General features: G+C 58.0%; 10 protein-coding genes. 2 read left to right on the top strand and 8 right to left on the bottom strand.

What is annotated here, in order from left to right:
• Positions 1–97 precede the first annotated feature (97 nt).
• The 4 genes from B5G09_RS03495 to B5G09_RS03480 all read right to left on the bottom strand — a co-directional run bounded on the left by B5G09_RS03495 (position 98) and on the right by B5G09_RS03480 (position 4672).
• Complete coding sequence (locus tag B5G09_RS03495; RefSeq protein WP_206384408.1) at positions 98–2935, bottom strand: pitrilysin family protein; 2838 nt, start codon at positions 2933–2935, stop codon at positions 98–100.
• A 22-nt stretch (positions 2936–2957) separates the two neighbouring features.
• The gene (locus B5G09_RS03490) at positions 2958–3179 is read right to left on the bottom strand and encodes a helix-turn-helix transcriptional regulator (RefSeq protein WP_087404041.1); all 222 of its coding nucleotides are present in this window, start codon (positions 3177–3179) and stop codon (positions 2958–2960) included.
• A gap of 18 nt (positions 3180–3197) precedes the next feature.
• Positions 3198–3908: a DUF2975 domain-containing protein gene (locus tag B5G09_RS03485; protein WP_087309175.1), complete on the bottom strand. Its 711-nt coding sequence runs from the start codon at positions 3906–3908 to the stop codon at positions 3198–3200.
• 152 nt (positions 3909–4060) lie between these two features.
• The gene (locus B5G09_RS03480; RefSeq protein ID WP_087404040.1) at positions 4061–4672 is read right to left on the bottom strand and encodes a hypothetical protein; all 612 of its coding nucleotides are present in this window, start codon (positions 4670–4672) and stop codon (positions 4061–4063) included.
• A gap of 163 nt (positions 4673–4835) precedes the next feature.
• Between B5G09_RS03480 and B5G09_RS03475 the strand changes: the two genes are divergently transcribed.
• Together B5G09_RS03475 and B5G09_RS03470 are read left to right on the top strand one after the other, a co-directional pair.
• Positions 4836–5567: an acyl-ACP thioesterase domain-containing protein gene (locus tag B5G09_RS03475; protein ID WP_087404095.1), complete on the top strand. Its 732-nt coding sequence runs from the start codon at positions 4836–4838 to the stop codon at positions 5565–5567.
• 249 nt (positions 5568–5816) lie between these two features.
• The gene (locus B5G09_RS03470; RefSeq protein WP_087404039.1) at positions 5817–6959 is read left to right on the top strand and encodes a glycosyltransferase; all 1143 of its coding nucleotides are present in this window, start codon (positions 5817–5819) and stop codon (positions 6957–6959) included.
• 664 nt (positions 6960–7623) lie between these two features.
• Here B5G09_RS03470 and B5G09_RS03465 read toward each other — a convergent pair.
• The 4 genes from B5G09_RS03465 to ffh form a co-directional block, all read right to left on the bottom strand.
• Positions 7624–8994, bottom strand: coding sequence for an MFS transporter (locus tag B5G09_RS03465; RefSeq protein WP_197714860.1), 1371 nt, complete (start codon positions 8992–8994; stop codon positions 7624–7626).
• A 17-nt stretch (positions 8995–9011) separates the two neighbouring features.
• Positions 9012–10994: a tetratricopeptide repeat protein gene (locus B5G09_RS03460; RefSeq protein ID WP_087404038.1), complete on the bottom strand. Its 1983-nt coding sequence runs from the start codon at positions 10992–10994 to the stop codon at positions 9012–9014.
• 267 nt (positions 10995–11261) lie between these two features.
• Positions 11262–12143, bottom strand: a complete 882-nt coding sequence (gene era / locus B5G09_RS03455; RefSeq protein ID WP_087404037.1) for a GTPase Era — start codon at positions 12141–12143, stop codon at positions 11262–11264.
• Positions 12144–12719: 576 nt separating this feature from the next.
• Positions 12720–14051 carry a signal recognition particle protein gene (gene ffh, locus B5G09_RS03450; RefSeq protein ID WP_087404036.1) on the bottom strand — a complete coding sequence of 444 codons (1332 nt, stop codon included), beginning with the start codon at positions 14049–14051 and terminating at the stop codon, positions 12720–12722.
• Positions 14052–14172: the final 121 nt, after the last annotated feature.

Genomic DNA, 14172 nt, shown 5'->3' with positions numbered 1-14172 from the left:
AGAGGGGCGGAATCAGCCTGTTTCGGCTACAAATAGAAAGGGTCGGGACCTGTCAGGTCCCGACCCTTAACGTATCGGCGATTGCCGTCGTATGGGGTTATTTTGCCTCTTCGCCGGCGTCAGCAGCCTTTTCGGGACGCATAACCACCTTTACGAGATTGCCCTCGGCGAGGACCTTCCGGGCCATGGCCTGCACATCGGCTGCGGTCAGGGCACGCAGAGCCGGCTCGTAATCCTGAACGAAGTTGAGGCCCGAACCATACTTGGCCTGAATGTACCCGAGCCAACCGCTGTTGATCTCCAGACTGTTCTTCAGGCTCTTGAGCAGGTATTCCCGGGTCTTCTCGATATCCTCGCTCTTGGGTCCGTTTTCGGCGATCTGGCGGATCTCCTGCATGATGATCTCGCAGAGTTCGTCGGCCATCTCCTCGTTGGTGTCGAACGAGATGGTCATGTCGTAGCTTTCGTCGGGAATGTAGTCGGTCGAACCCTTGACACTGACGCCGTAAGTTCCACCCTTCTCCTCGCGGATCGACTCGAGGTAGCGCGAGTTCAGAGCCTGGGTGAGGAACGTCAGCGCGAGCTTCTCCTTGAACTCGTAGGGCATTTTACCCGAGAAATAGTAGTAAACCGAGACTTTGGGCTGCTGCATTTCGATGCGGAAGTCGTCGGTGATCTCCCCCTGGACGGGCTGGGTCTTGTCGTCGATCCAGTTCATGGGCTTCTTGGTCGTGGGGAGCGAACCGATGTACTTCTCGACCAGGGGCTTCAGGGTCTCCGGATCGACGTTTCCGACAAAGGTGAACACGAAGCTGTTGGCGCCGTTGTAGAGTTTCGAGTAGATGGCGGGCAGCCGCTCGAAGTCAAACGTGTCGAGGAGTTCGGGCGTGATGTTCTGTCGGCGCGGATTGTCTCCGTAGACGGCCTTCAGGATATGCGTCTGCAGCTGGAAATCGGGGTCCGACTCCGAGTTGGCGAGACTGGCTCGGAACATCGTCATGAGTTTGTCGTAGTCGGTCCGGTCGAAACGGGGCTGCGTGAAGTGGAGATAGAGCAGCTGGAGCATGGTTTCGAGATCCTTGGGCGAAGCCGAGCCGCTCATCGAACTGTTGTAGTTGCTGACAGAGGGTGCGACGCTGGCGGCCTTGCCCGAGAGTTGTTTGCGGAGTTCGGTTGCGGAGAACTTGCCGACGCCGGACATGAGGTTGATGGCGGGCATGATGCTTCCCATGTAGTAGTCCTCGTTGGAGAGGAGCGAGAGACCGCCCTTTGCCACGGCGCTCATCAGCACCTCGTCGGCCTTGAAGGTGGTGGGCTTGACGACGATCTTCACGCCGTTGGCGAGGGTCCACTCCGTGGTTCCGAAGAGCTTGTCGACGTGTGTTTTCTTCACGCGCGAACCCTTGAGCTGGGTGCCTTCGGGGATGAGCGGCTCCTTGACGACGTTGTCCTCATAGGGATCGATCTCCGAAGCGATCACCTTGTCGCGGATGGCGAGCAGTTCTTCGGCCGAGGGGTTTGCGAGGCCCTCCTTTTCGGGGGCGGTAACCGCAATGACCTGATTGTTTTCGGTGAGGGTTTTGCTGGCGAAGTCGTTGACCATGTCGACGTTGATCGAGCAGATGAGCATGCTGTCGAGCTGCCATTCGGTCTGGGCGTCGGGCATGGGTGTGTTTTTCTGGAAGTTGCTCAGATAGGTCTGGACGAACGAACCGTTGTAGCGGTCGTTTCGGTTGGTGTAGGATCGTTCGACGCTGCGCAGCAGGTTTTTCTGGGTGCGTTCGAATTCGCTCTGGGTGAATCCGTGGCGGCGCAGGCGTTCCATTTCGGTGTAGATCGCCTCGAAACCGCGGTTGATTTTTCCATCCTGCGTAGAGACAACGAAAGCCGTGGCGTTGAGCGTGGGGATGATTCCGACGACGTCACCCGTGGCCATTCCGGCGCTGAGGAACGGGGCATCGGGCTGCATGGCGATCTCCTGCAGACGGCCGTTCTCCATCGAGGAGACGTACGCCTGGATGATGTTGAGTGTCTCACCGGCCACGGTGTTGGCCAGCTGCTGGGGGAATGCGGCGCGTTTGATGAAGATCTGCACCTTGGAACCCTGCATTTCGGGGTCGGTGTAGATGCTGACGATGGGTTCCTCGTTGTCGGGGACGGTGATCACCTCCTTTTGGGAGGCATCGGCTCCCGGAGCCGGGATATCGGCCATGAGTTTGCGGACCTTGGCCTCGACGGCTTCGGCATCGATGTCACCGACGATGATGACGGCCTGATAGTCGGGGCGATACCACTGGTGGTAGAAGTCGACGAGCTCCTGGTGCTTGAAGTTCTTCAGCCCGTCGAGATAGCCGATCAGGTTTCGGTGTTCGTATTTCGAACCGCGGCCGAGCGCCTGGATGAGCTTCATCGAGGATCGCCACGAAGCGCCGTCACGTGTGCGGAGCTCCTCCATGATGACGCCGCGTTCGGAGTCGATCTCCTCGGGCTGCAGGGCGATGAAGTGCGACCAGTCGTGGAGGATCAGCAGGGCGGAGTCGATGATTCCCTCGCGCGAGGTGGGGACATCCTTGATGTTGTATACGGTCTGGTCCCAGCTGGTTGCGGCGTTGAGGTTTGCGCCGAACTTCACGCCGACGGATTCGAGGTATTGGGTGAGTTGCTTTCCGGGGAGGTTTTTCGTACCGTTGAAAGCCATGTGTTCGAGGAAGTGGGCGAGGCCCTGCTGGGCATCGTTTTCCTGGATGGCGCCGACGTTGTGGATGATGTAGAAGTCGGCCTGCCCTTTGGGTTTGTCGTTGTGGCGGATGTAGTAGGTCATCCCGTTTTCGAGTTTCCCCGTGCGTAGTTCGGGGTCGACAGGGATCGGCTGCATCTGCGCGGTGGCTCCATAGACGGTGAACGCCGCCAGGGCCATCAAAATCAATCTCTTCATACGATTTTGAAATTAAAGGAGTTTATTGGTTTTGAGTATTTTCGGGACGATATTCGATGATGTCGCCGGGTTGGCAGTCGAGTTCGCGGCAGATGGCCTCGAGGGTTGAGAATCGGATGGCGCGGGCCTTTCCGTTCTTGAGGATCGAGAGGTTTGCCGGGGTGATGTCGATCCTTTCGGCGAGTTCTCCGAGGGAGATCTTGCGTCGGGCCATCATGACGTCGATATTGATGATAATGGGCATGTCAGCGGGGGAGGTTTGTCAGATGGTGAGTTTTTGTTCCTCGCTGAGGTTCTGACCGATGGCGAAGACTTCGGCCGAGAAGAGGATCAGGATACCCATGATGATCATGGTGTAGGAGAGTTGGAATCCGGTATCGACCGTAAAGCCGCTACCATCGAGGAGTCTGGCAGCATGGAGGTTCATGATCCGGTCGGCCAGGGCATTGACCAGTTCGGAGAGGATGGTCAGCACGCCGATTGCACGCAGGCATCGTACGTTCCGGCGGTCGAGGGTCTTTTCCTGACGGATCGAGCGTCGGAGCGAGTGGATGATGAGCACCATCAGGACGATGATGGCGATAAAGAGCAGGGGGACCAGCAGGGTGAGCAGATAGAGTCCGATGCTGCCGCCGACGGAATGCAGTGCGAGGTGAATGGGCGAAGAGTTTTCGGCGGGTTCGTCGACGAAGAGTTCGAGTTGGGAGATTCGGGCCTTGAGGTTGATCTGCTTGTCGGACGATTGGATGTCGAGTTCGGGTTGCGCGATGATGTGGATGTTTCCGAGGAGATAGATCATGCGGGGGTCACCCGACTGGAGCCGTGCCGCGATCTCTTCGCCCATCTTCATGCCGGTTTCGGCGCCGCGGCCGAAGTCGCCCAGGACGTTGTGGATGATTCCCGCGACGATGACCAGGAAGAAGGCGATGTAGATGAACAGGAGCCTTTTGAGGAGCGATTTTTTGTTCTGCATGACACGTACGGTTGTCTGTTACGGAAACAAAGATAGCGAAAATTTCGAAAAACAAATAATATTTATCGTTTTTCGATAAATTTTTTTGGAATAGCGAAAAAACGGTCTCCCAATGACTCGGGAGACCGTGCGAAGCTTCCGCGGGGTATGGATTATTCGACGTTGTCCTTGAGCTGTTTCCAGAAAGATGCGTTGACGGCCATGTTGATCGAGATGGCCAGCACGTAGAGGATGAACATCACGATGGTGGTGATGATGCTGACGTTGATGGCGTTGCAGAGGGCCTGGAAGAGGGAGAAGACGATTCCGACGACGATACCGATAACCAGCGATACGAAGAACATGATCCATTTGCTGCCATAGGTAGCGTCGTTCGAGGCCTTGATGGCCTGAATGGGGTTCTTGCCCTTTTCGATGAGGAAGTAGTATGCCAGCGACCAGGAGATGGCCAGGACGACGGCCGGAGCGAACATGAAGATGGCGCCGATCAGGATCGGAAAGACCATCAGTCCCATGGTGATGAAGAATTCACCCATGTAACGGCGATATTTTGCGTCGAAGATTCCCAGCGGGTTGATGATTTCACCTTTGGCGAGCTGGGTGGGGAGCAGGGTGATTGCGATCGTGGTTCCGATGTTGAGATAGGGGATCCAGATGGTGATGAGCCAGAGGGCAACGGCAGCGATGATCGAGGGGGCATTTTTCACGCCGATGGTGATTGCATCCTTGAGCGTTTCCGAGAAGTCGAGTTTTTTCGTCTCCATGGTTTTGAATTTTAGGGGTTAAAGAATAGGGTTAATGGAATGTCGGGTTTCGAAACCGGAGCCGGTAGCGGGTAAAAAAAATCCCGGGAGTCACGGGCAAACCACCGATGCCGTTTGACAAATATACGAAAATTTCCTATCTTTGTTGCAACAAATGACGGATATGGCAGAAAAATCGCTTTATCACTATCGGATTGAGCCTCAGGATGTGGATTTCACGCTGCGGGCGACGCTGGCATCGCTCGGGGGTTCGATTCTCAATACGGCGGGTGTGGATGCCTACGGCAAGGGTTTTGGAGTGGATGTGCTCAATGCCGGGAACCATTCGTGGGTTCTTTCGCGCATGGCCATCGAGATTGACCGTCGGCCTGAACAGTATACCGACTATACGATAGCCACGTGGATCAGCGACTACGGTCGGGTGCTGTCGACGCGTAACTTCACGCTGACTGACGCTGCGGGACATGAATTCGGGCGTTCGGTGACGCAATGGGCGATGATCGATCTGACGACACGCTCGGCGGTGGATCTTTCGTGGGTGGGCCGCGAGCACAACGATGCGGTGGTGGCGGTTCCGCCTCCGGCCGAGAAGCCGCGCAAGATCCGCGAGGTGAAGCCCACACGCAGCACCGAACACCGGGTGGTCTACAGCGATATCGACTTCAACCGCCATGTCAATACGATGCGCTATATCGAGATGATGCTCGACATGCTGCCTCTCGAGCGGCTGACGCTGGAGGTTCCTGTCCGGCTGGATATCCACTTCCTGAAGGAGTGCCGTTACGGACAGACGCTGACGGTAGGGTGCGAGGAGCGGGAGCAGTCGGTGCTGTTCGAGATCACGGGCGACGGAGCGACGGCGGCCGTACGGGCTTCGTTGGAGTGGCGCGCGTAACGCCGAGCCGACCTGCCGAGCCGACCTGCCGAGTCGAGGTGCCGAGTCGAGGTGCCGAGTTGAGCTGCCGAGCCGAGGTGCCGAGTCGAGGTGCCGAGCCGATCGGTTGCGCGGTATCGGCTGTACACCGGCAACTGACCGACAAATGACCGGCGTGCTGCGGCGTCCTCTGCGGTACGCCGGGCCGCATGTCAACAATCGCCAGCGGACGGGACGTGATCCGTTCGAAAATTTCGTAAAACCGATTCCATGAAAATCACGATCGTGGGCCCCGCCCACCCGTATCGGGGCGGATTGGCCTCCATTCTGGAGATTCTGGCGCGGACATTCCAGCGCCGGGGGGCCGAGGTCCGCATCCGGACCTTCACGCTGCAATACCCCTCGCTGCTCTTTCCCGGCGAGAGCCAGACGGTAGATACCCCGGCGCCGGCGGATCTGCACATCACACGGTGCGTCAATACGGTCAATCCGCTGAACTGGCTGCGCATCGGGCGTGCGATCGGCCGGGATCGGCCCGATTTTGTGCTGATGAAGTACTGGACGCCCTTCATGGCGCCCTGCTTCGGTACGATCGCGCGTCTGGCACGGCGCAACGGCCATACGAAGGTCCTTTGCCAGATCGACAATGTCGAGCCGCACGAACATCACCTGATCGACCGTCCCTTCAACCGTTATTTCCTGTCATCGGTCGACGGCTTCATCTACATGTCCGAACAGGTTCACGGCGAACTCGGTGCCTATACGTCGGTTCCGGCGCTCTTTTCGCCTCATCCGCTGTTCGAGAATTTCGGTGAGCGGGTCGAACGTTCGGAGGCCTGCGTGCGGCTGGGGTTGAATCCCGACCTGCGTTATGTGCTTTTTTTCGGGCTGGTCCGCGACTACAAGGGGCTTGATATCCTGCTCGACGCGTGGTCGCTTCTGCGGTGTCAGGGCAAGACTGCCGGCCGGCGGCTGATCGTGGCCGGAGAGTTCTACACCTCGAAGGAGCCCTACCTGCGGCAGATAGCCGACAGCGGGCTGCAGGACGAAGTGCTGCTTCACGACCATTTCGTTCCGGACGAGGAGGTGAAATACTACTTTTCGGCGGTTGATTTCGTCGTGCAGCCCTACAAGACGGCCACGCAGAGCGGTGTGACGCAGATTGCCTATCAGTTCTGTGTGCCGATGGTGGTGACCGACGTCGGGGGGCTGGCTGAGATTGTTCCCGACGGTCGGGTAGGCTACGTCTGCGAGCCGACTGCGGAAGGGGTCGCGGCTGCCATTGAACGGATGTATGAAGGGGATCATCTCACCCGTTTTCGGGAAAACTGCGTCGAGGTACGTCGGCGTTTTTCCTGGGAGGAGATGTGCAACCGCATCACGGAGCTCTACGAACTGGTTGCCGGGAAGTGATTTCCTGAAGGGGAGGGGGTGAGCTTGCCCTCATCGCGGTTCCCGTCTGTTCCTGCCGAGTCTCTGCCTGCCTCCGTTGCAGTCCCAGTTTGTCCTCGTCCGAGGTCCCTCCTGCCTCCTGCCTCCTGCCTCTGCCTCCGCCGAGTCCCCTGCCTGCCTCTGCCTCCGCCGAGTCCCCTGCCTGCCTCTGCCTCCGCCGAGTCCCCTCCTGCCTCTGTCCCCGCTCGAGTCCCAGCCTGCTCCGCTGCAGTCCCCGCCTGTCCCCGCCTGTCCTCGTCCGAGGCCCCGCTTGCCCTCACCGCAGTCCCCGCCTGTCCTCGTCCGAGGCCCCGCTTGCCCTCGCCGCAGTTCCCGCCGCAGTCCCGACTCGCCCATGTCGCAGCTCAACCCCGGTCTTTCATAGATTCAGTCTGATTCCGGCTCGGTCCCACCCCGACACTTGCCTTGGTCCGGTCCCGACACTTGCCTTGGCCGACCCCGGCTTTTGCTATGGTCCCAATCCGCCCCGTCGCGGTTCCAACCGAATCCTTGCCGTCCTTTCCTTACGTCGTTGCCGCTCAAGCCGCTGCTGTCGGCCGACCTCATCCCTCCCCACCCACGAAAATCCCCTGCCCGGGATAAACCGCAGGCAGGGGGCTTCTCCATGTATCGTTCGGAGTTCGGGCTATTTCTTGATGTTGGGCAGTTCGAGGCCGTAACCCTTCTTTCGGTCTTCGATCTTGAGGTAGAAGCTGAAGATGAAGGCCAGCACGCCGAATGTCGAGAAGATCATCATCGGGACGGTGTATCCGCCCGTGGCATCGAGGACCTTGCCGATGAGCAGCGGCACGAGGCAGAGACCGACGTTCTGGATCCAGAAGATCAGACAGTAGGCCGAGCCGAGGATCTTCGCATCGATGATCTTCGGTACCGAAGGCCAGAGAGCGGCCGGCACCAGGGAGAACGAGACGCCGAGGACGACAACGAGCAGCAGGGCGAACCATTTCGAGGGGAATGCCGGGAGCAGGAAGGCGAAGCTCAGATGGCAGGCGATCATGATCACGGCTCCGACCATAAGCATCGTGGCCCCCTTGCCGCGGAAGTCGAGCATGGCGCCGAGGAACGGCGTGAGGATCATGGCCAGAATCGGGAAGCAACTGAAGAGACGAGCGGCGGATTCGGCGTCGATCTGAAGCGTCACCTCGAGGAAGTTGGGGGCGTAGCGCTGGAAGGGGAAGATGGCCGAGTAGTAGAGCACGCAGAGCAGTGCGACGAGCCAGAACATCTTGCTGCGGAAGATCAGGCCGAGGTCCTTGACATGGAACTCTTCGTCGGAGGATTTCTGCTCCTTCATCTCACCGGCCGCGATGAGCTGTCGGTCCAGTTTGCGGTCCATGTAGACGAAAACCGTGTAGCACAGCAGTCCGATGATGAGCAGCACGGTGCAGAAGGCGACCGGAGCGACGACCGAGTGGTCGAATCGGTTCGAGATCATCGGGGCGAGCCACATGACAGCGAAGACACCCAACCGTGCGATAGCCATTTCGAGGCCCATAGCCAGAGCCATCTCCTTTCCGTCGAACCACTTGGCGATGGCCTTGGAGACGGTCGTACCGGCCATTTCGCAGCCGCAGCCGAAGATCATGAATCCGAGCGAAGCCATCTTGGCGCTGCCGGGGAAGGAGACCCACCAGCTGTTGAGCCACTCGTTGAAGGCCGTGGTCTGGAACCAGTCGGAGATACCGACGAACTTGATTGAGGCGCCGATGACCATCAGCGATGCGGAGAGCAGACCGGTGAAGCGGATTCCCATCTTGTCGAGGATGATGCCGGCGAAGATCAGGAAGAAGAAGAATACGTTGAGGAAGTATTCCGAGGCGGCATAGGTTCCGAAAGTACCGCTGTCCCAGCCGCGGGAGGACTCGATCAGAGATTTGAGCGGGGACATCACGTCCACGAACATGTAGCCGAAGAACATCATCAGAGCGATGAGGACCAGGGCTGTCCACCGCGCCGCGGGCGAATCGTTGAGTTTGCGTTGGATAGTTGCTGTCATGTTTTATTGGGTTTGGATTAGTCGTCGAGTTGAGCGTAACGCTTGAGGATGTTGTAAGCCTCGGTGATTCCGAGTTCGCCGGCCTTCGAGAGGTCGAGACAGCCTTTTCGGGTATCCTTCATGAAGATCTGGATGACGCCGCGGTTGTAGTAAGCCTCGGCGAACGCGGGGTTCAGTTCGATGGCTTTCGAGTAGTCCTCGTAGGCTTCGGGCAGGCTTCCGGAGAGGGCCCGGAGGTTTGCGCGGTTGTAGTAAGCCTCGGCGAACGCGGGGAAGAGCTTGATGGCCTTGTTCAGGTCGGCCACGGCCTCGTCGTAGCTGTACGTTCGTTTCGAGTTGTTGTTCAGCCGGTTGGCCGGATCCGAGTCGATTGATATCCGCTGATAGGAGTTGTCGATCGAGGAGATGAAGTCGATCATTTCGGCGCGGGTCGTCGAACGGTTCAGATAGAGGAACGGGTTCGAGGGGTTCTGCTCGATGGCCGTCGAGAAGGTGTTGACCGAGTTGGTGTACTGTTTGATGAGCGACTGCGAGACGCCGCGTTGGAAGAGCAGCGCCCAGTTGGTTTCGCCGCTCTTGAGCCTTTGGACATACTCCTTGTCGAGCATCACGAGCGTATCGGGAGCGATGTTGCTTTCGCGGCACGAGAGGGTGAGGTATTCGTTGCCGATACGGCGTTTGAAGTCCTCGATGCGCTGCAGGCAATAGGGTTCGGGCATCGAGTCGGGGCGCATGAGCGTGAACTTGAAGAGCGGCAGCAGACGCATCTCCTCGTGTCCGCCGTTGTGTCCGGTGATGCTTTCGAAACCGGTCCCGGCCAGTTTGCTGTCGAACGACAGCAGACGGTCGAAACGCTGTGTGGTATCGGCGAAGATCGAGTAGGTGCTGTCGCTCAGCCTCGAACGGTATTCGGCGATTTTGCGCTGGGCGGTTTCGCGGTCGCTGCGGGCGCCCTTGGGGTCACGCAGCAGTTCGCGCAGCTGTCCGCGGTAGATGTATGCGTTCGCGAAGTCGGGATAGAGTTTGATGGCCTGGGTGTAGTCCTTGACGGCCTCTTCGATTTCGCCCAGCTGGGCATGTACGCCGGCGCGGTTGTAGTAGACCAGCACGTTATTGGGCGAATAGAGGGCCACGCGGTCGTAATCCTCCAGCGCGCGGTTGTAGTCGCCGATCTGGGTGCGGAGCATGGCGCGGTTGAAGTAGGTGAGCGAGTTGGTCGAGTCGAGCTGGATGACGCGGTCGAAATCGGCCAGCGCCTGCATCGGGCGGTTGGTGGCGTTGTAGACCAGTGCGCGGTTGAAGAACGAGAGCAGGTAGGTTGAATCGCACGAGATGGCCTTGTTGAAGTCGGCCTCGGCCTCCTTGTAATGTTTCTGTTCGAGATAGAGGCCTCCGCGGCGGTTGTACCCGTTGGGATCTTCGCGATTGGTGCGGATGGCGGTGTTGAAGTTCTCGTAGGCCTTCACCGTGTCCTTGAGGTGGAGATAGCTCAGTCCGCGGCAGATGTAGGCATCGGCGACCTTGTTTTCCTGGCGGATGAACTTGTCGAAGTCGGAGATAGCCTCCTTGAACTGTTGGTTAAGCAGACGGGTGACCCCGCGGCTGTAGTAGGGGCCGGGCAGATCGGGGCGCAGTTCGATGGCTTCACGGAAGTCCTGCAGGGCGTCGTCGTAGTTTCCGAGGCGCGAGCGGGTGATGGCGCGATAGGTATATGCCTGGGTGTAGACGGGATTGAGGCGGATGGCCGTCGAGAAGTCCTCCTCGGCGCCGAGCAGGTCGTCGAGGTTGTATTTGGCGATACCGCGCAGGAAGTATCCCTCGAAGGCGTCCTCGTCGAATCGCAGCAGGATGTTCAGCGTGCGGATGGCCTCCTGGTAGTTGTTGTTCATCATGCAGGTGCGGCCCATCCAGAAGAAGTACTCCCGGTTGTATTGGGCGTGAGCCGCGTGAGACCCCAGCAGGGCGATACCGGCCAGCAGGGCGATGATGAATTTCCGCATTTTTCGAGTTTTTGTTGTAACGTCCTTTTGAGGGACTTTATTGTTTTGTTACGGTTCGGGCCTCTTGTGGGTGCCGGGATCCGTTGGTTTTGGGGCCTTGCCCCGGGACTTCTTGCGTGACTGCGGTCCGGAGCCCCTTCCCAAGCCTTCACGCGCGATTGTGGCCCGGGTCTCACGCGACCCTTCCCGTCCCCTTACCTTCCCGCCGGCCTTTACGCGCGAGTGCGGGACGGGCCCCGGGAGTGTTGCCCCGGGCCGGGCGGTCGGCTATTCGGTTTCGTATCCGAAGCGGCGGAGCTGCCGATCGTTGTTCCGCCAGTCGTCGCTGACCTTGACGAAGAGCTGCAGGAAGACCTTCTTGCCGAGGAACTGCTCCATGTCTTCGCGTGCGGCCTGCCCGACGCGTTTGAGTTTTTCGCCCTTGTGTCCGATGATGATCCCCTTCTGCGATTCGCGCGAGACGAAGATCGTGGCCGAGATGCGGTCGATCGTGGGTTCCTCCTTGTAGCTTTCGATTTCGATTTCGCAGCAGTAGGGGATCTCCTTGTCGTAGAAGCGGAGGATCTTTTCGCGAATGATCTCCGAGGCGAAGAATCGCAGGGTTTTGTCCGTGAGTGTATCCTTGGGGTAGAAGGCGGGGCCTTCGGGCAGCAGTTCGAGGATGGTCTTGAAGAGCCCCTCGAGGTTGAACTGCTCCTTGGCCGAGACGGGGACGATCCGGGCTTCGGGGAGGATCTGGTGCCACTTTTCGACCAGGGTGTCGAGAGCCGCGGGGTTCGAGAGGTCGATCTTGTTGATAACGACGATGGCGGGAATCCCGCTGTGGCGGATGTTCTCGAGGATCTGGGCCGAGCGGTCGCTCTGTTCGACGGTGTCGGTGACGTAGAGGATGACGTCGGCATCCGTCAGGGCGCCGTTGACGAATTTCATCATCGACTCCTGGAGTTTGTAGGCGGGTTTGAGGATCCCCGGGGTATCGGAGTAGACGATCTGGAAGTCGTCGCCCGATACGATACCCATGATTCGGTGACGGGTAGTCTGGGCCTTGGAGGTGATGATCGAGAGCCGTTCGCCGACCAGGGCGTTCATGAGCGTTGATTTTCCGACGTTGGGATTTCCGATGATATTGACGAAGCCCGATTTATGCATGTTGCGGGATAAATTTCTATTTAATGGTCCAAAGGTACGATTTTTTTAGTATTTTTGTGCAGGACAAACATAAAACACTTGCCTATGAAACAATAAAGGATTGAAATTCAGTTTTACGAAACTTATTATGTGCCGTCCCCGCACGAAAAGCGCCGGCACGAACATATAAAAAGCGTTAGCTTTACACTTGTCTTTCGAAATCTGGAAAATTTCAAGCACAACAAGCGTAAGGTGTAAACGCTCACGTACTGCGTGGGCTTTACTCTGTTTGTTGTGCACGGTTATTCCAGAACCTCGAAAGGCAAGCAAAAGTTCTGTCCCACGTTTTTTATATGCACATATTTGAAGGGCAGAATTATAATAATGAATGAATGTTATGATTGCAGTTTGGCAATGGCAGTGCTCAAAATGCGGCACTCAGGCGATTAGTCCTATGACACCTCTTTATGGAAAGTGCCCTTGTGGAGGAACGCACTCTTGGAGAAAAGTAAGCAAACTTTTTTAATGTAATTTGTTATATTAAAGCCTCTGTCTTTTGTAAGAGACAGAGGCTTTCTATTTTTGTCCGACAGATTATTACCGCCGCCGCATCATGCCGGGCATTTTGGGCATCTTCATGCCGCCGCCGGCTACGGCTTTCATCATCTTGCGCGTGTCGTCGAACTGCTTCATCAGGCGGTTGACGTCGGCCACGGTCGTTCCCGAGCCCTTTGCGATGCGTTCGCGGCGCCGGGCGTTGATGATCTCGGGGTGTTCGCGCTCGGCGGGGGTCATCGAGGAGATGATCGCCTCGGTCTGCTTGAAGACGTCGTCCGGAATGTCGACATTCTTGAGCAGCTTGCCCATGCCCGGAAGCATCGAGGCCAGATCCTTCAGGTTGCCCATCTTCTTGATCTGCTGGATCTGTGCGATGAAGTCGTTGAAGTTGAACTGATCCTTGACGAGTTTCTTTTTGAGTTTGCGGGCCTCCTCCTCGTCGAACTGCTCCTGGGCGCGCTCGACGAGCGAGACGACATCACCCATGCCGAGGATTCGATCGGCCATGCGCTCCGGGTGGAAGACCTGCAGGGCATCCATTTTCTCGCCGCTGGAGATGAATTTCAGGGGCTTGTTGACCACCGAACGGATCGAGATGGCGGCACCGCCGCGCGTATCACCGTCGAGCTTGGTCAGTACGACGCCGTCGAAATCCAACCGGTCGTTGAACTCCTTGGCCGTGTTTACGGCGTCCTGACCGGTCATGGCATCGACGACGAACAACGTCTCGGAGGGTTTTATGGCGGCCTTGATGGCCGTGATCTCCTGCATCATGGCTTCGTCGACGGCCAGACGGCCGGCCGTATCGACGATCACGACGTTGCAGTTCTTCTGCCGGGCATACTGAATGGCGTGCCGGGCGATCTCCACGGGGTTTTTGTTTCCCTCTTCGGTGTAGACCTCGACGCCGATCTGCTCACCGAGGACCTTCAGCTGGTCGATGGCCGCGGGACGGTAGACGTCGCCGGCCACCAGCAGCACCTGACGTCCCTTCTTGCTTTTGAGCATGGCGGCGAGCTTTCCGGAGAAGGTCGTCTTACCGGAACCCTGCAGACCGGCGATCAGCACGACGGCGGGCGTACCCTCCAGCCGGATATCCGTAGCCGTACCACCCATCAGGGCGGCGAGTTCGTCGCGGACGATCTTCGTGAGCATCTGCCCGGGCTTGACGGCCGTGAGGACGTTCTGTCCCAGAGCCTTCTGCTTGACCTCGTCGGTGAACGACTTGGCGACCTTGTAGTTGACGTCGGCGTCGATCAGGGCGCGACGGATCTCCTTGAGGGTTTCGGCGACGTTGATTTCCGTGATGCGGCCTTCGCCCTTGAGGATTTTGAACGACCGTTCGAGTTTATCGGTAAGGTTTTCGAACATATTTCTTAAAAAGGATTTCGAGCGTTTTGGTTTCCAAAGCGCAAAGTTAATAAGAAATTCAGAAAGCGCAATCCGGGGCCGGGAAAATTGTCCCGTGAGCGCGATCGGTCGGCCGCGAAAA

It is taken from the genome of Alistipes sp. An54, assembly GCF_002159375.1.
Classification (GTDB): Bacteria; Bacteroidota; Bacteroidia; order Bacteroidales; family Rikenellaceae; genus Alistipes; species Alistipes megaguti.
The sequence above is the reverse complement of the archived record's forward strand: the minus strand, read 5'-3'. Positions and strand labels throughout refer to the sequence as shown.